The organism is Streptomyces sp. NPDC024698 (genome assembly GCF_055559015.1).
In genome coordinates, this window is record NZ_JBVHLK010000003.1 from 320244 (window position 1) to 340766 (window position 20523).

General features: G+C 71.4%; 16 protein-coding genes. 7 read left to right on the forward strand and 9 right to left on the reverse strand.

Features of this window, described 5'->3' with window-relative positions:
* Nucleotides 1-45 precede the first annotated feature (45 nt).
* Nucleotides 46-1875 carry a cellulase family glycosylhydrolase gene (locus tag ACZ4AA_RS09255; RefSeq protein WP_467597961.1) on the reverse strand — a complete coding sequence of 610 codons (1830 nt, stop codon included), beginning with the start codon at nt 1873-1875 and terminating at the stop codon, nt 46-48.
* A 747-nt stretch (nt 1876-2622) separates the two neighbouring features.
* Between ACZ4AA_RS09255 and ACZ4AA_RS09260 the strand changes: the two genes are divergently transcribed.
* Nucleotides 2623-4761: a glycoside hydrolase family 6 protein gene (locus ACZ4AA_RS09260; protein ID WP_467597964.1), complete on the forward strand. Its 2139-nt coding sequence runs from the start codon at nt 2623-2625 to the stop codon at nt 4759-4761.
* A 97-nt stretch (nt 4762-4858) separates the two neighbouring features.
* On the opposite strand, the gene ACZ4AA_RS09265 is transcribed toward ACZ4AA_RS09260, so the two are convergent.
* Complete coding sequence (locus ACZ4AA_RS09265) at nt 4859-6079, reverse strand: MFS transporter (protein ID WP_467597968.1); 1221 nt, start codon at nt 6077-6079, stop codon at nt 4859-4861.
* Nucleotides 6080-6133: 54 nt separating this feature from the next.
* Between ACZ4AA_RS09265 and ACZ4AA_RS09270 the strand changes: the two genes are divergently transcribed.
* Both ACZ4AA_RS09270 and ACZ4AA_RS09275 read left to right on the forward strand, forming a co-directional pair.
* Nucleotides 6134-6901 carry an AraC family transcriptional regulator gene (locus ACZ4AA_RS09270; RefSeq protein WP_467597971.1) on the forward strand — a complete coding sequence of 256 codons (768 nt, stop codon included), beginning with the start codon at nt 6134-6136 and terminating at the stop codon, nt 6899-6901.
* 244 nt (nt 6902-7145) lie between these two features.
* Complete coding sequence (locus ACZ4AA_RS09275; RefSeq protein WP_467597975.1) at nt 7146-8543, forward strand: MFS transporter; 1398 nt, start codon at nt 7146-7148, stop codon at nt 8541-8543.
* 49 nt (nt 8544-8592) lie between these two features.
* Here ACZ4AA_RS09275 and ACZ4AA_RS09280 read toward each other — a convergent pair whose 3' ends face one another.
* The 6 genes from ACZ4AA_RS09280 to ACZ4AA_RS09305 all read right to left on the reverse strand — a co-directional run bounded on the left by ACZ4AA_RS09280 (nt 8593) and on the right by ACZ4AA_RS09305 (nt 15399).
* The gene (locus tag ACZ4AA_RS09280) at nt 8593-10518 is read right to left on the reverse strand and encodes a helix-turn-helix domain-containing protein (protein ID WP_467597978.1); all 1926 of its coding nucleotides are present in this window, start codon (nt 10516-10518) and stop codon (nt 8593-8595) included.
* 98 nt (nt 10519-10616) lie between these two features.
* Nucleotides 10617-11417 (reverse strand): 3-hydroxybutyrate dehydrogenase, encoded by an 801-nt coding sequence (locus tag ACZ4AA_RS09285; RefSeq protein ID WP_467597981.1) that lies wholly within the window; start codon nt 11415-11417, stop codon nt 10617-10619.
* 60 nt (nt 11418-11477) lie between these two features.
* The gene (locus ACZ4AA_RS09290) at nt 11478-11951 is read right to left on the reverse strand and encodes an NUDIX hydrolase (RefSeq protein WP_467597984.1); all 474 of its coding nucleotides are present in this window, start codon (nt 11949-11951) and stop codon (nt 11478-11480) included.
* Between the two features lie 265 nt (nt 11952-12216).
* Entirely contained in the window at nt 12217-13830 is a 1614-nt protein-coding gene (gene lnt, locus ACZ4AA_RS09295; protein WP_467597989.1) for an apolipoprotein N-acyltransferase, read from the reverse strand.
* A gap of 146 nt (nt 13831-13976) precedes the next feature.
* Nucleotides 13977-14522: a hypothetical protein gene (locus ACZ4AA_RS09300; RefSeq protein ID WP_467597992.1), complete on the reverse strand. Its 546-nt coding sequence runs from the start codon at nt 14520-14522 to the stop codon at nt 13977-13979.
* A 91-nt stretch (nt 14523-14613) separates the two neighbouring features.
* Nucleotides 14614-15399 (reverse strand): glutamate racemase, encoded by a 786-nt coding sequence (locus ACZ4AA_RS09305; protein ID WP_467597995.1) that lies wholly within the window; start codon nt 15397-15399, stop codon nt 14614-14616.
* Between the two features lie 58 nt (nt 15400-15457).
* Between ACZ4AA_RS09305 and ACZ4AA_RS09310 the strand changes: the two genes are divergently transcribed.
* Nucleotides 15458-16633, forward strand: a complete 1176-nt coding sequence (locus tag ACZ4AA_RS09310; RefSeq protein ID WP_467597998.1) for a glycosyltransferase — start codon at nt 15458-15460, stop codon at nt 16631-16633.
* A 36-nt stretch (nt 16634-16669) separates the two neighbouring features.
* Here the strand turns inward: ACZ4AA_RS09310 and ACZ4AA_RS09315 are convergent, their stop codons facing one another.
* Nucleotides 16670-18061: a TerD family protein gene (locus ACZ4AA_RS09315; protein ID WP_467598001.1), complete on the reverse strand. Its 1392-nt coding sequence runs from the start codon at nt 18059-18061 to the stop codon at nt 16670-16672.
* A gap of 280 nt (nt 18062-18341) precedes the next feature.
* Here ACZ4AA_RS09315 and ACZ4AA_RS09320 point away from each other — a divergent pair, with 280 nt between their 5' ends.
* The 3 genes from ACZ4AA_RS09320 to ACZ4AA_RS09330 all read left to right on the forward strand — a co-directional run bounded on the left by ACZ4AA_RS09320 (nt 18342) and on the right by ACZ4AA_RS09330 (nt 20429).
* On the forward strand, nt 18342-18767 hold the full coding sequence (locus ACZ4AA_RS09320; RefSeq protein WP_451405486.1) for a DUF6643 family protein: 426 nt from the start codon (nt 18342-18344) through the stop codon (nt 18765-18767).
* A 45-nt stretch (nt 18768-18812) separates the two neighbouring features.
* Nucleotides 18813-19637 carry an MOSC domain-containing protein gene (locus ACZ4AA_RS09325; protein ID WP_467598006.1) on the forward strand — a complete coding sequence of 275 codons (825 nt, stop codon included), beginning with the start codon at nt 18813-18815 and terminating at the stop codon, nt 19635-19637.
* A 186-nt stretch (nt 19638-19823) separates the two neighbouring features.
* A complete protein-coding gene (locus tag ACZ4AA_RS09330) occupies nt 19824-20429 on the forward strand; it encodes an Rv1733c family protein (RefSeq protein WP_467598010.1) in 606 nt (201 codons plus the stop codon).
* The last annotated feature ends 94 nt before the right edge of the window (nt 20430-20523 follow it).

Sequence of the window (20523 nt, forward strand, 5' to 3'; positions counted from 1 at the left end):
GGACTTTCCCTGGCTGCCCGTACTCATGATCGGCCGGACGACTCCCTAGCCGGCCCGGCAGCTCAGAACCGGCGTGCCGGCGCCGCCCGGCGCCGCGCCGAACCCGAAGCCGGTCGAGGCGCCGGCCGCGATGGCGCCGTTGTGGTCGGCGTTGTTCGCGGTCACCGTCCTGCCAACCTGGGTGTAGGACGCGTTCCACATCCCGGAGACGGCGGTCTGGCTGCCCGGCCACTCCCACGTGACCTGCCACGACTTGGTCGTCGCGGAGCCCGTGTTGGTGACCGTGACATCGGCGTTGAATCCGCTGCCCCAGTCGCTGCTCACCTTGTAGGTGGCACTGCATCCGCTGGAGCCGCCGCCGGTGCCGGTGGTCGTCGCGGTGACCGACGCGGACGCGGCGGAGGTATTGCCGGCCGCGTCGCGGGCCCGCACGGTGTAGTCGTAGCGGGTTCCCGCGGTGAGGCCCGTGTCGGTGAAGGACGTCCCGGTGGTGTCACCGGCCTTGGTGGTGCCACGGTAGATGTCGTAGCCGGTCACCGCGGTGTCGTCGGTGGAGGCTTTCCAGGACAGCGACACACTCGAAGCGGTGGTGGCGGTCACGGCCAGTCCGGTCGGCGTCGAGGGCGCCGTCGTGTCCCCGCCGCCTCCGCCTCCCCCGCCTCCGGCGAAGCCCGGGGCCTTGATGGACGCCAGGTAGCCGTCCTTCGCGGTGTCCACTGTCTGCCAGTCGTCCTTGAGGATGCCTCCCGTGTCACCGGAGTTCGGATTCCACGACCAGAAGGTCCAGTTGAAGCTGTCGGCCCCGTAGGTGCCGGTGGGGCGCAGGTAGTCGACGAGCGCCGCGAGCCACTTCTGATCGACCGTCGACTGCAAGGTGGTGCCGAACTCTCCCAGCCAGACGGGGGCGATGTTCTGTTTGAAGATGTAGCCCCAGTACTTGTCCCAGACGGCCGGCATGTTCGCCGGGAACGACGGGTCGCTGAACCACGGTTGCTGCGCGACGCTGGTGGCGTAGTCGTGGGCCGAGTAGACCAGGCGGTTGGCGACACTCAGCCGCACCGGCGCGTTGGCGACGCCGGCGAGGTTGCCTCCCCACCAGGTGCTCTGACCGTTCACCGTCTGGATGCCCTCGACGAAGATCAGCAGGCTGGGGTTGACGGACAGCACGGCGTTGCCGGCCCGTTCCGCCGCGAGCCGCCAGTCGGTGCCGGTGTCGCCGCATCCCCAACAGGCGGGGTCGTGCGGCTCGTTGTGCAGGTCGATCCCGATCACGGCTGTGTTGCCCTGGTAGCGCCCCGCCAGTGCCTTGAGGTCGGCGATCCAGGTCGTCTCGGGGACGGCGGAGGTGTACCAGAGCGCCGACTGGGCCGAGGAGTCGGGCCGATGACGGTCGAGTACGACCTTGAGGCCGATCGAGCCCGCGTAGCCGACGATCTTGTCCATTACCTGGAGCGAGTTGAGACCTTGCAGGTCGGCGTTCATGCCGTTGGCGTAGCTGATGCCGTTGGGCTGGGTGCCCTTGAAGAGGTCGTCGCTGTAGGGCAGGCGGATGGTGTTGTAGCCCAGAGTCTTCATCTGGTCGACCATCGACTTGTAGTCACGCGACCAGAGTCCGTGGGCGACGTAGTTGGACGTCTCGAACCCGAACCAGTTGATGCCCGCCATGCGCACCGGCTGGTTCTGCGCGTCGAGGAGCCGGCGTCCCTCGGTGTGCCAGTAACCGGCGCCGGACACGGCTGCCACGGCCGACGGGGACGCGGGGGCGACGGCAGCCCGCGCGGGCACCGCCGGCGTGAACGGGACGAGAGCCGCGAGGGCCGCGGTGAGGAGCGCGACCAGGGTACGCCGGACGCGGAATGACGGTGGGTGACGCATGGTGGGGGTCCTCTCCGGGTGGGAGCGCTCCCATTCTTGGGCGCGCGTCTCCGGGCGGGCAGGCGAAGGGGCATCCGGCAGGGCGGCTCCCGCGGACCGGCAGGAGTGTCCCGCTCCCGACGGCCGGCTCGTCGAAGCCGGACTGCGCACATGGAAGCCACTAAGCGTGTTCGCGTCAATACCTCACGCAGCGATCGTGTCCCGCGGAGTGGCCCGAGCCCGGGCGACTCCGTCCGGTCCGAGCCCGCGTCGCCCCGACCCACGAAGGGCGGCCCGCCTTCCGGATTCTCCGCCGGACGCCGCACGGACCTGCCACACCTCCACACCCGCGGCGACCTGGCCGGCGCACGGGCGCCCCGCGAGCGAACCACGTCACGGCACGACCGAATGACAGTCCGTCAGCAGCCCATCTTTTGCACGGGTGTTGACATCCGCATCCCGAACGCCGCACCTTGGGAGCGCTCCCACCATCACCCCCATGTCCCCGCCGTCACATCAGTGACCGGGCATCGTCCAGGTTCGGCGGCGAGAACGCCGGTCCCCCGTCCGGACGACGCCGCGGCGCGCTCATGTTCGGTGGCTCTCCCGCTCCAGCTTGCGCGATGCACACGGTCGCACCTTCGTCATGCCTGAACGCAACGCCTGTCCGGCGGAGTTCCGTCGGTGTGCCCGAGCCGCGGCACACCGGGGGCCGCCGGCGACCCCGCACGCCGACCGTACCCGCCTGCTCTCCCCAGGAGATGGCCGATGCCTTCCCGTAGACCCGACTCCACCGTGCGCCGAAACGGACCGAAGCGGACCGCCGCTCTGGCCGTCGGCGCCCTCCTCGGTGCCCTGTCCGTCACCGCCCTTCCGACCACCGCGAGCGCGGCCGCCAAACTCGACAATCCCTACGTCGGCGCCAAGGCCTACGTGAATCCCGACTGGTCGGCCAAGGCCGCTGCCGAGCCGGGCGGTTCGGCCATCTCCAACCAGCCCACCTTCGTCTGGCTGGACCGGATGGCCGCGATCCAGGGCACCGCCGACGCCCGTGGGCTGAAGGCGCACCTGGACGCGGCCAAGGCACAGGGCGCCAACCTCGTCCAGTTGGTCATCTACGACCTGCCGGGCCGGGACTGCGCGGCCCTCGCCTCCAACGGCGAGCTGGGTCCCGACGACCTGGCCACCTACCAGAGCAGCTACATCGACCCGATCGCGGCGATCCTCGCCGATCCGGCCTACGCGAGCCTGCGGATCGTCAACCTCATCGAGCCTGACTCGCTGCCCAACCTCGTGACCAACGCGGGCGGCACCGCCGGCTCCACCACCCAGTGCGCCACCATGAAGGCCAACGGCAACTACGAGAAGGGCGTCGGCTACGCCCTGCACAAGCTCGGCTCCCTCGCCAACACGTACAACTACATCGACGCCGGCCACCACGGCTGGCTCGGCTGGGACAGCAATCTCACCCCGGCGGCCCAGGAGTTCAAGAAGGCCGCCACCACCAACGGCGCCACCGTGAACGATGTGACGGGCTTCATCGTCAACACCGCGAACTACTCCGCCACCAAAGAGCCGTACGTGAAGGTGACGGACACGGTCAACGGCCAGACCGTGCGCCAGTCGAAGTGGATCGACTGGAACCAGTACGACGACGAGAGCTCGTACGCGCAGGGCCTGCGCACCGCGCTCGTCGCGCAGGGCTTCGACTCCGGCATCGGCATGCTCGTCGACACCTCGCGCAACGGCTGGGGCGGTTCGGCGCGGCCGACCGGTCCCGGCCCGACGACCAGCGTCGACGCCTACGTGGACGGTGGCCGTATCGACCGGCGCATCCACGCCGGCAACTGGTGCAACCAGAGCGGGGCGGGTCTCGGCGAGCGCCCGGCGACCGCACCCGACACGGGAATCGACGCCTACGTCTGGGCCAAGCCGCCGGGCGAGTCCGACGGGGCCAGCCAGGCCGTCGCCAACGACGAGGGCAAGGGCTTCGACCAGATGTGCGACCCCACGTACACCGGGAACGCGCGCAACGGGAACAACCTCACCGGAGCCCTGCCCAACTCCCCGCTGGCCGGGCACTGGTTCTCCGCCCAGTTCCGTCAGCTGCTCGCCAACGCCAACCCGCCGCTGAGCGGATCAGGTGGCGGCGGTGGCGGTGACACGCAGGCTCCCACCGTTCCCGGCGGCCTCACGGCCGGCTCCACGACGAGCAGCAGCGTCTCCCTGAGCTGGAGCGCGTCCACGGACGACACCGCGGTCACGGGGTACGACGTCTACCGCGACGGCACCAAGGTCGGCAGCGCCACCGCCACGTCCTTCACCGACAGCGGGCTCGCCGCCTCCACCACCTACAGCTACACCGTCAAGGCCAAGGACGCTGCCGGCAACGTCTCGGCGTCGTCCACGGCGGTGTCCGCCACCACCAAGGCGTCGTCGGGTGGAGGAGGAGGCTCCTCGGGTCTCAAGGCGCAGTACAAGAACAACGATTCCTCCACCGGCGACAACCAGGTCAAGCCCGGTCTCAAGCTGGTCAACGGAGGTTCCGGCGCGGTCGACCTGTCCAAGGTGACCATCCGCTACTGGTTCACGGGGGAGTCCTCCTCCGCCGGCTACCAGACCTTCTGCGACTGGGCACAGCTCGGCTGCTCCACGGTGAAGACCTCGGTGAGCGGCGTTTCCCCGAGCCGCGCGGGCGCGGACCACTACCTGGAGGTGGGCTTCAACTCCGGCTCGCTGGCGGCCGGGGCGGACAGCGGTGAGCTGCAACTGCGCATGGCCAAGTCGGACTGGTCGAACTTCGACGAGTCGAACGACTACAGTCGGGGCGCCAACACCGCCTACGCGGACGCGGCGAAGGTGACCGTGTACGTGTCGGGCGTCCTCGTCTGGGGCACCGAGCCGTAGAGCGGGCGGAACGGACAGGGGGCCGGGGCGGTGACGCTCCGGCCCTCCCGCCGTCGGTGGGGGGCGGCGCAACGGGATCGTGCGGGCGATCGGACCGTCAGCGGGCCGCGAGGGGTCTCTCCACGACGGGCACCGGTTCGTCCTGAACCGGTTCGCGCAAGAAGGCGGAGAGCAGCAGCGCGAGCACCGGCAGGGTGGCGAGTACCGCGAGTGCGCCCCGGGGACCGTGGTGGGTCGCGACGATGCCGAGCAGCGGCATGAACAGTCCGCCCGCGCTCATCGCGAGGCCGAGCGTGACGCCGGCGGCGGTCCCGGGCCGGCTGGGCAGGTAGTCCTGGCCGAGCTTGATGAGGACGGCGAACGGGATGTTCGAGATGAGGCCGACCAGCGACGCGAGGGGCAGCGCGGCGTATCTGTCGTCGCACATCAGCATGAGCCACAGGGCGGGCAGCATGGCCGCGTTGCCGATCTGCACGGTGCGCACCATTCCGATGCGGTCGGCCAGCCGCCCTCCGAGCAGTGTGCCGGCGACACCGCCGCCGAGTTCCAGGGTCACCGCGAGACCGCCGAGGCCGCTGCTCGCCTCCAGATGGCGGATCCAGTACAGCGAGATGAAGGTGTTCAGTCCGGTCGAGACGGTGGAGCGCACGATCTCGACGGCGGTCAGTGCCGCGAACCGGCCCGGCCGGTCCCGGCCCTGGCTCCGCGCCTTCTTCATCGGTATGACGGACGCGCGATGCTGATGGCGCAGCAGGACGAAGCCCATGAGGACGGCGGGCGGGACGAAGAGCGCGGTCGCGCTCATCCCGAGGTGGTCCAGGGCGGGGGTGACCAGGGCCGGGGCGACGAAGAACCCGACACTGCCGCCCGCGGCGAAGTAGCTCATCGCGGTGGCGCTGCCCCCGGCGGCCCGGCGCGCGTCGCGCCCCGCGGGCGGATGGAACATCGCGACACCGACCCCCGCCAACAGCAGGAGGGCGAAGGCCAGGGGGTAGGAGGCCACCAGCCCGGACGTGCCCGCCCCGACGCCCGCGAGGCCGACTCCCAGCGGCGACATCCAGCGCAGCCGGAACCGGTCGGCGAGCAGTCCGATCGGCACCTGCGGCAATGCGCTGCCGAGCGTCGCGGCGAGTGCCAGTCCCGAAGCCTGCACGTAGCTGAAGTCGCGTTGCAGCACGAAGTAGGGGACCGCGGCGGGTACGAGGCCCTGGTAGAAGTCGTCGACCGCATGGGCGCCGGCCCAGATCCGCATCCGACGCCAGTGCGTGGGCGGACCACCCGCCTCGTGCGGGGTACTTGCTTCCTGGATCGTTGTCACACCCTCACGATGGACAAGGACACCCAGGGCGCGCTTCCCGTATTCTGCCCTCTCATGTCGCAGATCCGCCATCAGCCCGTCGCGCCGACGCATACACGGTTCCTCGGTGGCGGCGAGACCATCGACCGGCACCGTCACGACGACCACCAGCTGATCTACGTCAGCTCGGGCGTGCTCGCGATCACCACGGAACACGGCTCCTGGATCGCCTCCAACGACCGCGCCCTGTGGGTGCCGGCGAACACCTGGCACGAACACCGCTTCCACGGCCGGAGCCGCTTCCACACCGTCGGCTTCCCGGCGCACGGCGGGACGCCCCTGCTCGACGCCGAGCGCCCCACGGTCATCGCCGTCGATGCTCTGGTCCGCGAATTGCTCATCGCCCTCGCCGGCACCGCCCTCACGCGGAGCGAGTCCCAGCACGTCGAAGCGGTGCTGCGCGACCGGCTTCGCCGCGTGAGGGCCCAGCCCGTCGCCCTGCCCGCCGCCCGCGACCGACGGCTGGCCGACGCCTGCCGCCTGGTCGAGGAGGACCTGCACAAGCCCTGCACCCTCGCCCAGCTCGCCGGCCGTGTGCACACCGGCGAACGCACCCTCTCCCGCCTCTACCGCGACGAGTTCGGTCTGACCTTCCCCCAGTGGCGCACCCGGACCCGAATCTTCACGGCGATGGTCATGCTCGCCGAGGGTGCCACCGTCACCGACACCGCGCACGCCTGCGGATGGGCGACGACCAGCGCGTTCGTCCAGACCTTCGCCCAGACGGTCGGCCTCACCCCCGGCGCCTACCGTTCGGGCGTGGGCGCGTCGCGGGAGAGCTGACGGCCGAGGCGGCGAGGGCGATCGTGGAGCAACATCCGCACCGCACGGTCTCCGAGACAGCGCGTTGTCGCTGAGGAACACCCGCGCGGCTGAGCGTCCAACCAGCCTTCGGCGGCTTGGCATGGTGGTCATACGCACAGTTGGGCCCTGAACTATGGTGCCCCACCACATACGCCTCCGACCTGTGCGTTCCTACGGTGTGCCGACACGTACCGTCCCCACCGCACACGAGGAAGTGGCGCACATGGCCTCCGCAGCATCCGCTCCCCCGACACCCGCCAACCTGAAGCGCATCGTCGCCGCCAGTCTCATCGGCACCACCATCGAGTGGTACGACTTCTTCCTCTACGGCTCGGCCGCCGCCCTGGTGTTCAACAAGCTGTTCTTCCCCGGCTCCGACCCGCTCGTCGGCACGCTGCTCTCCTTCCTGACCTACGCCGTCGGGTTCGCCGCCCGGCCGCTGGGCGCGCTCGTCTTCGGGCACTACGGCGACCGGCTCGGCCGCAAGCGACTGCTCGTGCTGAGTCTGCTGCTGATGGGCGGGGCGACGTTCGCGATCGGTCTGCTGCCCACGCACGCGACCGTCGGCGCGGCCGCCCCCGTCCTGCTCACCGCGTTGCGTCTGGTCCAAGGCTTCGCCCTGGGCGGCGAATGGGGCGGCGCCGTCCTGCTGGTGTCCGAGCACGGCGACGCCAAGCGGCGCGGGTTCTGGGCGTCATGGCCGCAGACGGGCGCCCCGGCGGGCCAGCTCCTGGCGACCGGCGTTCTGTCCCTGCTCACCGCCACGCAGTCGGACGGCACCTTCGTCGCCTGGGGCTGGCGCATTCCGTTCCTCCTGTCCGGCGTGCTGGTCGTCGTCGGTTTGTGGATTCGTCTGTCTGTCGACGAATCACCCGTGTTCAAGCAGGCGTTGGCCCAGGCCGAGGCCCGCAAGGCGGCGGGAACGGCCGGCGGGGATGAGGGGCCCGAGAAGCTTCCGCTGGTCTCCGTCCTGCGCCACCACTGGCGTGACGTGCTCGTCGCGATGGGCGCCCGCATGGCCGAGAACATCAGCTACTACGTCATCACCGCCTTCATCCTCGTGTACGCCACCACGTCCGTCGGTGTCTCCCGGCAGACCGCGCTCAACGCCGTTCTCATCGCCTCCGCCGTGCACTTCGCCGTCATCCCGGCTTGGGGTGCCCTGTCCGACCGCATCGGGCGCCGCCCCGTCTACCTGCTCGGAGCCGCCGGCGTCGGCCTGTGGATGTTCCCGTTCTTCTCCCTCATCGACACCGGAGGCTTCGCGAACCTCGTCCTCGCCGTCACCGTCGGCCTGATCCTGCACGGCGCCATGTACGCACCCCAGGCCGCCTTCTTCTCCGAGATGTTCGCGACCCGGATGCGCTACTCGGGCGCCTCCATCGGGGCCCAGTTCGCCTCCGTCGCGGCGGGCGCGCCCGCACCGCTGATCGCGACGGCGCTGCTCTCCTCGTACGACAGCTCCACGCCCATCTCCCTCTATGTGATCGGGGCGGTACTGCTGACCCTGATCGCCGTGGGCTTCGCGAAGGAGACCCGCGACCGTGACCTGTCCGCCGTCGAGGCGGTGTCCGACGATCAGCCGGCTCCGGTCGCGCCGGCCGACGCCCGTACGGTCTGACCGCGGGTCCACGCCGCCCGATCCCCGTGCCCGACGCCGTGTGCGGGGATCAGCGCGGTCCGTCCACGGACAACCGGTGCAGTCTCAGGGCGAGTTGGACCTCCAAGATGCGGGCGGGACTCTGCCAGTCCTCCCCGAGCAGGCGCCCCACCCGCTCCAGCCGCTGCGCCACGGTGTTCACATGCACATGCAGGGCGTCCTTCGTGCGCGCCGGGCTCATACCGCTCGCGAAGTACGCGTCGAGGGTGCGCAGCAGGTCCGTGCCACGCCGTTCGTCGTAGGCGACGACTCCTCCGATCGTCCGGCCGACGAATCCGGAGATGTCCCGGTCCCCTGCGAGCAGCAGTCCGAGGAAGCCGAAGTCCTCGGCTGCCGCGCCGTCGCCCGCACGGCCGAGCAGGCGCAGCGCCTCCAGACAGCGCTGCCCCTCCGTGTAGGCGGCGGCCACTGCCTCGGGGTGGGCCGCGAGCCGGTCGACGGGGGCTGAGGCGCCGACGGTCACCTCCTCCTGGACGGCGGTGCCCAGTTCCTTGGCCGTGCGGCGGGCCAGGGTCGTCGCCGTGTCGCCGGGCCCGAGCGGGAGAAGCAGGACGGTGCCGCCGTCACGGGTGGCGGCCAGTCCGTGACGGGTGGCAGCGAGATGGGAGGCGGCCGACCACAGGCGTCTGCGCGCGCCCGCCTGCCGGCCGACGTCGGTGGACACGGCGTCGAGGCAGGCCGCCAGCACCACATGAGGACCGTCGAGGTCGGCGTGCAGCCGCGCCGCCCGCTCCCTCAGCAGACCCGGATCGCGGTCCCGGGCATCGAGCAGGTCGTCCAACAGCTCGCCGCGTACCCGTTGTTCGGCCTCGGAGGCCGAACGTCTGGCCAGCAGGAGCAGTGAGGTGACCATCGCGGCGCGCTCCAGCGTTCGCTGGTCGACGGGGTCGAGGCCCGGATGCCCGCGCAGCACCAGCGCGCCGAGGAGTTCACCTCCCGCCGCCACCGCGACGACCCAGTCGTCGCCGTTCCGCACCGCGTGACCGGCGGCGCGCGCCGCTTCCACGGCCGCGGGCGGTGTGCCGCCCGGTTCCGTGAACTCGACCGTCCCGTCGAGGACTTCGGAGACCGCGGCGGCGACGTCGTGCACTCCCCCACCGCGCAGCACGAGTTCGGCCAGCCGGTCGTGGACGTCGGAGGCACGCTCGATCACCGCGCTGCGGTCACGGATGATCTCGTTGGCCCGGCCGAGGCGGTCCAGGGCGGAGCGCGTCTCCGTCAGCGCGTTCGCCGAGTCGATGGCCGCCGCGGCCAGCGCCGCGAACGAGCCGAGCAGCGCGATCTGTTCCCGCTCGAAGACCCGTGCTCTGCGGTCCGCGGCGAAGAGCACGCCGATGACCTGGGGTCCGATCATCAGGGGCACACCGAGAATCGCGACGAGCCCCTCGTCCCGCACGCCCGCGTCGATGGTCCGGGTGTGCCGGAAACGCTCGTCCTTGAAGTAGTCGTCGGTGACATACGGGCGGGCGGTCTGTGCGACGAGTCCGCCCAGGCCCTCGCCCATGCCGAGCCGCAACTGCTGGAAGCGGGCGGCGACCGAGCCCTCGGTCACTCGCATATAGGTGTCGCCCCTGGCCAGGTCGTTCAGGCTGAGATACGCGATGTCGGTGCCCAGGAGTGAGCGGGCCCGCTGCACGATCGCCCGCAGCACGGCGTCCAGGTCGCGCAGACCCGCGAGGTCGTGCGCCGTCTCGAACAGCGCGGAGAGCTCGGCCTCGCGGCGCCGCCGTCCTTCTATCTCCGCGCGCACGCCCAGGGCTAGCCGCTTGGCCTGTTCGAGCGCGGAGACGTGCCCGTCGGGCAGCCCCTCGGCTCGGGCGAGCAGCACCGGCTGCTCATAGGCGTCGGCACTCGCTCCCCGGGCCAGGAGTTCCAGGAACGGCGCTTCCACGATGTCGGCGGAGCGCTCGGCTGATGGCAGGTGATCGCGGGACATGGCAACAGGATCGCGCATCCGCGGGCCGCGCCCCTTGCCCTGTGGATAACTCTCGGCACCGGACCGGGTGCGCCCGGGCCGGCGGGGCGGACACCGGCTCAGTGCGCGGTCCAGCCCCCGTCCAGTGCCAGCGAGGTTCCGGTGATGAAGGCCGCCTGCGGGCCGCAGAGATACGCCACCGCCTCCGCGACCTCCTCCGGTTCGATGAGCCGCTTGACCGCGCTGTCGCGCAGGAGGATCTCGGTCAGGACGCGCTCTCGCGGGATCCCGTGTGCGCGTGACTGATCGGCGAGCTGTTTCTCGACAAGTGGGGTGCGCACGTAGGCGGGGTTCACACAGTTCGAGGTGACCCCGTGGGGTGCGCCTTCCAGCGCCGCGGTCTTCGAGAGTCCCTCGAGTCCGTGCTTGGCGGCGACGTAGGCCGATTTGAACGCGGAGGCGCGCAGCCCGTGGACGGAGGAGACGTTGACGACGCGCCCCCAGCCCTGCCCGTACATGTGGGGCAGGGCACCGCGGATGAGCCGGAACGGTGCTTCCAGCATCACGGTCAGCACCGTGTGGAACACGTCGGGCGGGAACTCCTCGATGGGGCGGACCATTTGCAGCCCCGCGTTGTTCACGAGGACGTCGGTGCCGGCCGCGGCCTGTTCCGCCGCGTCGAGGTCCGTGAGGTCGAGGACGTGCGGCTCGACCGTCCCGGCCAGGCCCTGCGCCTGTGCGGGCAGGGTCTCCAGGCCTCGGGCGTCCCGGTCGACCGCTCTGACCTTCGCTCCGGCGGCGGCGAGCCGCAGCGCGCAGGCGCGGCCGATGCCGCTCGCGGCGCCGGTGACGAGGGCGGTGCGGCCGCCGAGGTCGAGCGGGGAGGTGTGGGGACCCGGGTGGGCGGTGGGCGCGGTCATGCCTCGACCCTAGGCAGCGCCCCAGCCCTGACCGATGTGGTCAACACACACTCTTCAGGGTCAGGTCGTGGGCTCGAACCATGTGGGTTCGTCGAGGAGCGCCTGCTTGATCCGCACGAGCGCGTAGTCGTCGAGCTTGGGCAGGGCGTCCACGGCGAACCAGCCGACCTGGAGCGATTCGTCGTCGTTGACGCGGGCCTCGCCGCCGACGGCACGGCAACGGAGCGTGGTGTCCATGAACTGGCAGACATCGCCGTTGGCGAAGGTCACCTGCCCGCCGGCCTGGATCATCACGACGCGCTCGACGTCGATGTGCACGGCCGTCTCCTCGTACACCTCGCGCACCGCGCAGGCGGCGGGCTGCTCCCCCGGCTCGGGGATGCCGGAGATGAGCGCCCACTTGTGGCTGTCCGAGCGCTGGCCGAGCAGAATCCTGCCCTCGTCGTCGAAGACCACGGCGCTGACCCCGGGGAGCCAGAGCAGTTGGTGGCCCGCGAAGGCCCGGATCGTACGGATGAAGTCAGGAGTAGCCATGGCCCAGACCCTATCCGCGCAGCTCCGCCGCCTGATGCACCGGCTACGGCGCCCGGGACCTGAGGACCTGGGTCGACGCACCGGCCACAGCGGCGGGGCCCTGACCGCTGGCCTGCACACCGGCTGCAACGGCCGGGGCCCGGGATGCTCAAGCACGGATACGGCGACCAGGGCCAGGGGGACGCAAGGACGACCGCGGGGCCCGGAGCCGCGCCGCACAAGCGGTCGCGCGGCCCCTGACCCGCCGCAAGGGCAGTCGCCCGACCTAGGCGCCGGTCTTCCGCCGCGATCGGACCGCCGTCGTCGCCGCCCAGCCGAGGCCGCCCGCCGCGACGAGCACCAGGAGCATCTCCGGAAGGATGCCGAGCTTCGTGGCCGGGGTCTCGGAGGAGCGCAGCGGCACCTTCTGGACGAGCGAGTCGGCGACGAACATCCCGGTCTTCTGGGTGATCTTCCCGTCGGGCATGATCACGGCGCTGACACCGCTGGTCACGGGCACGGTCACGGTGCGGCTGTGCTCGACGGCGCGGATGCGGGACATGGCGAGCTGCTGGTAGGTCATCTCGCTGCGGTCGAAGGTCGCGTTGTTGCTGGGTACCGAGATGATCTGGGCGCCGTCGGTGACGGTGCTGCGCACGGCCCAGTCGAAGGCCGCCTCGTAGCAGGTGACGAGGCCGACGCCGGTGCCGTTCATCTTGAACACACCCGGCTTCGTGCCGCGGCTGAAGTCCTGGCGGACCATGCTGGTCCAGTTCTTGTTGATGGCTCCGAGCAGCGGGCGCAGGGGCAGGTACTCGCCGAACGGCTGGACCTGGCGCTTGTCGTACGTGTTCACCGGGCCCTTCACCGGGTCCCACAGGATCTGCTCGTTGTAGATCTTGTGGCCCCGCCCGACGACCGCGCCGACGGAGATGGGGGCGCCGATCGCCTTGGCGGCCCCGTCGATCACGTAGCGGGCGTCCGGGTTGGCGTACGGGTCGATGTCGGAGGAGTTCTCCGGCCAGAGCACCAGGTCGGGCTTGGGCTTCTTGCCGGCCCTGACCTCGGCGGCCAGCCGCTCGGTCTCGGCGACGTGGTGGTCGAGGACGGCGCGCCGCTGCGCGTTGAAGTCGAGTCCCGCGCGCGGGACGTTGCCCTGGATGAGCGCGACCGTCGCCGTGCCGTCCTCCGCCTTGTCGCTGACCAGCGTCCGCGCGGCGAGTGCGCCGAGGACCGGGACGGCCATGCTCAGGAGGGCCACGGCGGCGGCGCCGCGGCGCAGGACGCCGGTGCCGCGCCGTTCGACGGCGAGACGGACGATCTCGTAGAGCCCGAAGCCGCACAGCACGACGGCGAAGCCGAGGACCGGAGTGCCGCCGACCGCGGCGAGCGGCAGGAACACACCGTCGGCCTGTCCGAACGCGATCTTCCCCCAGGGGAAGCCGCCGAAGGGCGCACGCGCGCGTGCCGCCTCGCCGGCGATCCAGACGGCCGCCGCCCACAGCGGCCACCCCGGCAGCCGGGAGACGAAGGTGATGCCCGCCCCGACGAGCGCTATGTAGATCGCCTCGACCGCTACGAGCGCGAGCCAGGGGCCGGAGCCGACCTCGACACCCGTCCAGACCAGCAGCGGCAGCAGGAAGCCGAGGCCGAACAGGTAGCCGAGCCCGAGGCCTGCCTTCCAGGAGCGGCCGCGCAGGGTCCAGGCGAAGACAGCGAAGGCCGGCAGGGCGAGCCACCACAGAGGCCGTGGCGGGAAGCTGACGTACAGCAGCACTCCGGAGAGTGCCGAGGCGGCGGCCGGAACGAGGCGGCGCACCAGGCGGGACCCGCGTGGAGCGGGCGCGGCCTGGGGGTCGAGCTGTTCCGGCTCGTCTACGGTGGTTGCGGTGGCGGTCACTCGGGGAGTGTACGGCGCCTGACCTGGGCGCGGACAGCGCGGTCCGCTCGGTCCCGAAGGGCGGAACGCCGTTCGGCGGGTCGCATCACGCGGACCTGCCGTGACCTTCCCGCGCGACCGCGCCGACCGCCACACAGGTGCGGCCGTCAGCTCGCCAGGCCGGTCTTGTCCGGGCGCAGACGGCCGCGGACGACCCTGACGGCCGCCTCGGCGTTGTCCACGGTGATCGTGAACGTATGACCGTCACCCAGGCGCAGGACCATGGCCTCGCCCCGCCGGACGATGACGGCGGTTCCCTGCTCGGGACGCCAGCGGTATCCCCAGCCGCCCCACTGTCGCGGGGTGACCTGGGGAGCGAAGTCGGCACCGACGACCGTGGACAGCGGGATGCGCCGGCGCGGCACACCGATGTGGCCGCAGCGCACCTCCAGACAGTCCTCGTCCACCTTCACGGCGACATGCACGAAGGCGAGCGTGCCGAAGAGGATGAGTAGTCCTGCCGCGATGCATCCGACGACGGACATGATCAGGGGGGCCGCTCCCGACGTCCAGCCCGAGGTGACGGCCAGCTCGATGCCGAGAGCCAGACAGGCCATGCCGCCCAGGGCGGGCAGCCACTGGACACGGTTCCTCGCACGCCCGGTCCAGATCTCCGGGTGCGGGGAGGATTCGCCGTGGGGGTGGTCCCTCATGACTTGAGACTACTCAGGTTCCGCTCCGCGGGCACCGGGTCGCGGAACGTCACTCCGCCGGGTGGACGAGAGCGTTCCCGGTGTCGGTGACTCAGCGTGCGGGGCTGACCGCCGAGAGGATGCGGCCTTCCTCGTAGGTGAGCGCCGTGGCGGGCAGGGCGCCCTCGTGTCCGCTCTGGAGCACCGTGACGGTGGACGTGGCGGGGGCCGCGGGGTCCGGGGACTCGCCGATCCGGCGCAGGGCCTGGGCGGCGACCGCTCCGGCGGAACCGTGCAGGACGAGCGGCGGCCGGCCGGGCCGCTGCACCGCCGCGCGGATGCGTTCGGCGACGAGTTCGTAGTGGGTGCAGCCCAGGACGACAGCCGTCACGTCCTCGGGGGTGTGCGCGGCGGCCGCCTCGATCGCGGCGTCGATGGCCGCCTGGTCGGCGTGTTCGACGGCGTCCGCGAGCCCGGGGCAGGCGACCTCGGTGACCGCCACTCCGCCGGCGAACTCCTCGATCAGACCCCGCTGGTACGGGCTGCCCGTGGTGGCGGGCGTGGCCCAGATCGCCACGGGTCCGCCGCCCGCGGCGGCCGGCTTGATCGCCGGGACGGTGCCGATGACGGGCACCTGCGGTTCGAGGCGGGCGCGCAGGGCGGGCAGGGCGCGTACGGAGGCGGTGTTGCAGGCGACGATCAGGGCGTCGGGCCGGTGCAGCGCGGCGGCCTCGGCGACCGCGAGGGCGCGCGCGGTGACGTCCTCCGGGGTGCGGGGTCCCCAGGGCATGCTGCCGGGGTCGGAGGAGAGGACGAGATCGGCGTCGGGCCGCAGTCGACGCACCGCCGCGGCAGCAGCGAGCAGTCCGATTCCGGAGTCCATGAGCGCGATCTTCACCCGGTCACCATAGACGATCGGTCTATACCGGTGACCGGGGTGGGGCAGACTGCGGCGGGTGAGCGCCCTCGTGTGGATCGCCCTCGGATCGTTGGCCTGCTGGCTGTGGCTCCTGCTCGGCCAGGGCTTCTTCTGGCGTACGGACCTGCGGCTGCCCCCGTGTCGTGAGCCGTCGGACTGGCCTTTCGTCTGCGTCGTGGTGCCGGCCCGGGACGAGGCCGCTGTCCTGCCCGAGAGCCTTCCGTCGCTCCTGGCGCAGGACTATCCGGGGCGGGCCGAGATCTTCCTCGTCGACGACGGCAGTTCGGACGGCACGGGAGAGCTCGCCCGCGAGCTGGCTCGCCGGCACGGCGGACTTCCGCTCACCGTCGGCTCGCCGGGAGATCCGCCGGCGGGCTGGACGGGCAAGCTCTGGGCCGTACGTCATGGCATCGGCCTCGCCCGCGCGCGGGAGCCCGAGTATCTGCTGCTGACCGACGCCGACATTGCGCATGCCCCGGACAGCCTGCGGCTTCTGGTGGCGGCGGCCCGTACGGGTGGCTTCGACCTCGTCTCGCAGATGGCGCGGCTGCGGGTGGAGAGCCCGTGGGAACGGCTGGTCGTGCCTGCCTTCGTCTACTTCTTCGCGCAGCTGTATCCCTTCCGCCGGATCGCCGTGCGGGGCTCGCGGACGGCGGCCGCCGCGGGGGGATGCGTGCTGCTGCGCGCGGACGCCGCCGAGCGGGCGCGGATCCCGGACGCGATCCGCCATGCCGTCATCGACGACGTGGCGCTCGCCCGTGCCGTGAAGCGCGATGGCGGCCGCGTCTGGCTCGGCCTGGCCGAGCGGGTGGACAGCGTGCGCCCCTATCCACGGCTGCACGATCTGTGGCGGATGGTCTCGCGCAGCGCGTACGCGCAACTGCGCCACAGCCCTCTGCTGCTCGCCGGAACGGTGGCCGGACTCGCCGTGGTGTATCTGGTGCCGCCGGTCGCCCTCGTGGTGGGCCTCGCCGCGGGAAACGCGTGGGCGGCTGTCGCCGGGGGGCTCGCCTGGCTGGTGATGACGGCGACCTACGGACCGATGCTCCGTTACTACGGACAGCCCTTGGTGCTCGCTCCCCTCCTGCCATTCACCGCCTTCCTCTACCTCCTCATGACGGTCGACTCCGCGGTGCAGCACTACAGGGGGCGCGGCGCGGCCTGGAAGGGCCGCACCTACGCACGCCCCGACGCCGCCCTCGACGACAACTAGGGCCTGGCAGGACAACGATGCCGTGGCGGGCGGCCGTCATTTCCTGCCGGGTGTCCAGTTCATGCCCCAGCCGTAGGCGTGGTCCACGGTGCGCTGGGGGCTCACCCCGCGCGCGGGGACGAGGTACCGGGCCTCGCGCTGGACGACCAGGTCGGCGCCGTTTCCGGTGATGAGGGCCAGCGCGCAGACGGTGGAGGGCACCGTGCACTCGTCGAGCGAGAAGTCGATGGGCGCGCCGTTCAGCGGCTGGAGGGTGACCGTGGCATGCAGGTCGGCGAAGGAACGCGCGCCTTCGTAGATGGTCACGAAGATGAGGATGCGCCGGAAGTCCTGCTTGCGGTCGAGGTTGATGGTGAGGTTCTCACCGCTGGCCAGGGCCCCGGTGCGGTCGTCTCCGTCGAGATGTATGTACGGCGGCTGGTGCAGTGCCCCGAAGGCGTTGCCGAGCGCCTGTACGACTCCCTTGCGGCCGTCGGACAGCTCGTAGAGCGCGCACAGGTCGAGGTCGAGGTCCGCGTGGCTGGCGACGGCCCGGCCGCGTTTGCTGCCCCACCCCGTGAACTGCTTGCGCACCTCCCAGTTGAGGTTGACCCGCATGGCACCGCCGGTGCCGCCCTGCTTCGCGAGGGAGACGGAGGGCGCCTCCTTGGTGAGCGTCACCTTGGAGAGCCGGACGGGCGCCGGCGGGGCCGCGGGCGGCTGAGGAGCCGCGGGAGGCTGTGGGGCGGCCGGTGGCCACGAGGCCACGGTGGGCTGCGGAGCCCTCGGCGGCCGCATGGTGACGGGCGGCGCGACCGGCGGCGGCGTGGTGCCCGGGGGTGCCACGGGGGGCGGCGGCCCTTGTACGAGGGTGGCGGGCCCCTGCGGCGTGGCGGGAGGCGTCGTGTGCTGCGGCTCGTCCACCGTGATCCCGTAGTCGGTGGCCAGTCCTTCGAGGCCGCTGCTGTAGCCCTGTCCGACGGCACGGAACTTCCAGGCCCCCTGGCGACGGTAGAACTCGCCGAGGACGAAGGCGGTCTCCACGGTCGCGTCGGTGCTCTCGAAGCGGGCGATCTCCGTGCCGCCGCGTGCGTCGAGCACCCGGATGCGGAGGCCGGGAACGCGCCCGAAGGAGCCGCCGTCCGCGGAGGCGGCCAGGACCACGCTCTCGACGACGGGCTCCGCGCGCGTGAGGTCGACGAACAGCGTGTCGGTCACCTGGCCGCCGTCGTCGCGCTTGCCCTCGTGGCGCACGGCGCCCGAGGAGTGCGTCGGCTGGTTGTAGAAGACGAAGTCGCCGTCCGAACGGACCTTTCCGGCCACCAGCAGAAGGGCGGAGGCGTCGACGTCGGGCACCCCGTCTCCTGAACGCCACCCCAATTCCACCCTGAGCGCGCTCGTCGGGACAGGAACATTGGATCCCTTAGGCATTGACATGTACGCCCCCATCGCGTGTCTCCGCACCTCAGCGAGTCCCGAACGGACCGCCGGCTCCGTTCTCGCCAAACCTAATCCCCAGGCCCGTCGAGTCCCATGGCTCGCGCAGGAAGATCCTGGTCAACCGCCGGTAACCCGTCCAAGACTCGGCCTTTACACGATCTCAACCATCTCCGACGTCCTTTTTTGCCAAGTTCGCTCGCATTGGGGATCCCGCGTCACCGCAGACACGGAAAAACAACCCTCTTATCGGTCTCCCCAACCAGCACATCGTGGGCTTAACTTATGTGCCATGACCTCCCCCCGCTCCACCTATGGCGGCGGTTACTACTCCGCCTTCCAGGACACCCCGATCTACGACTCCCTCGTCGCCGAGCGGGGTACCCCTCAGATCGCCCCGATCCGGGTCCCCTCCGCCTACGACCCGGGCATGAGCAACAACCTTCCGGCGCTGCCGTCCGCGCTCCCCGCGCTGCCTGCCGGCCCGTCCTCGTACGGCTACCAGCAGGCCCAGCAGCCCTCCCCGCTCCAGCAGGCTCCCGCGCCGTACATCCCGCAGCAGATGGGCGCACCCCGGGGCTATCCCAGCCCGCAGCCGCAGCAGCCCCGCCCGATGGCGGCCGGCACGGGCTTCGAGGCCATGCGCCCCGCGGCTCCCCGCCCCGCCCCCGCTCCGTACCAGGACCCGTACAACGGTCAGCAGTACCGCGGGTACTGACACCCCCGAACCAGATTGTCGGTGCTCCCTGGCACCATGGCGATCATGGGCAACGCGGTACTGCACTCGATCCACGTCCATCCGGTCAAGGCGTTCCGGAGCGCATCGCTCCAGGAAGCCGAGGTGGAGCCCTGGGGGCTGGCCGGAGACCGACGCTGGGTCCTGATCGACGACGGGGGAAGGGTCGTCACGCAGCGCGAGCAGCCGCGTCTGGCGCTGGCCGCCGCCGAGACACTCTCCGGCGGCGGCCTCCGTCTCACCGCCGACGGCCGCGAGCCCGTGACGGTCGCCGTGCCGGAACCCGTCCGTACGACGACGGTGGAGATCTTCGGCGAGAAGGTGGAAGCCGTCCTCGCCGACACGGCCGCGCACGACTGGGCCAGCGCGTATCTGGGCGCCGACGTGCGCCTGGCCCACATGGACGATCCGGCCACCCGCCGGCCCGTCGACCCGGACTTCGCGCTGCCGGGCGAGACCGTCAGCTTCGCCGACGGCTATCCGTTGCTCGTCACCGCGCTCGGATCGCTGGACGCACTCAACTCCTTGATCGCGCGGGGCGACCGGGCCGAGGAGGGCCCGCTGCCGATGAGCCGCTTCCGGCCGAACGTGGTCGTCTCCGGCACCGATGCCTGGGCCGAGGACGCCTGGTCGCGGATCGCCATCGGCGAGGTCACCTTCCGGGTCACCGAGATGTGCGGCCGCTGTGTCGTCACCACGACCGACCAGGACACCGCACGGCGCGGCAAGGAACCCCTGCGCACGCTCGCCCGGCACCGGCGCCTCGGCGGAAAGCTGATGTTCGGACAGAACCTGGTGCCCGAGAACCGCGGCTCGCTGCGGGTCGGCGACCCGGTCACTGTCCTCGCGTGACCGCCCCGGCGGCATTCCGCCGAAGCCCCCTCCGCCGGGAACCCCGAGGCCGGGCGGGATCGTTGAGTGCGTGTGAGTTGTCCGTGAAAGGTCTTGGGGGAAGGTGACGTCGGCCTCTCTCCCCGGGCCTCGCGTGTGAACGGCTCCGCGGCTGGTAATGACGGAGGCGGAAGGGGGTGGGGGACGGTGCGCGCGATCATCGGTCTCTGGCGCTGGCGGCGCAATCCGCTGCGCCGTACGACAGATCTCGTGGAGGCCTGGCTGGCCCTGGCCGCGCTCCTGCTCGTCCTGTTCGTGGCGCCCCTCGCCGGAGCGGCCGCGGGGATCTCCGTCCAGGGGACTCTTCAGAAGGCCGTGCGGGACCAGCGCAGGGACCGGCACCTCGTGGTGGCCGTCGTCGTCGGCAGACTGTCCCGGGGCCCACTGACCTCCGACCCCGAGACCCCGTCGGGACGCGACACCCACAGCCGTGTCACGGCCGCCTGGACGGCGCCGGACGGCACCCCGCGGCGCGGCACGGCGATCGCCGACCTCAAGTCACCGCTCCCGGGAGACCGGTTCTCGATCTGGACCGACCGGCACGGCCGAATAATGGGCCGCCCCCTGGACGGCGCCACCGCCACCACGCACGCCGCTCTGGCCGGTTTCGGTGCGGCGGTCCTGACGGCCGGACTCCTGGAGGGCGGCAGACGGCTGATCCTCTGGCACATGATCCGCCGGCGTCACACCCGATGGGACCGGGCCTGGGCGAAGGTGGGGCCCGACTGGGGCAAGGCGGACACCGGCAGCTGACCGGCCTTCCCGCTCCGGTCAACCACGCGTGCCCGCGCACGCTACGGTGGACCGGCCGAACTGTTCGGCACCGTCGTGAGAGGCTGTCCGGCAG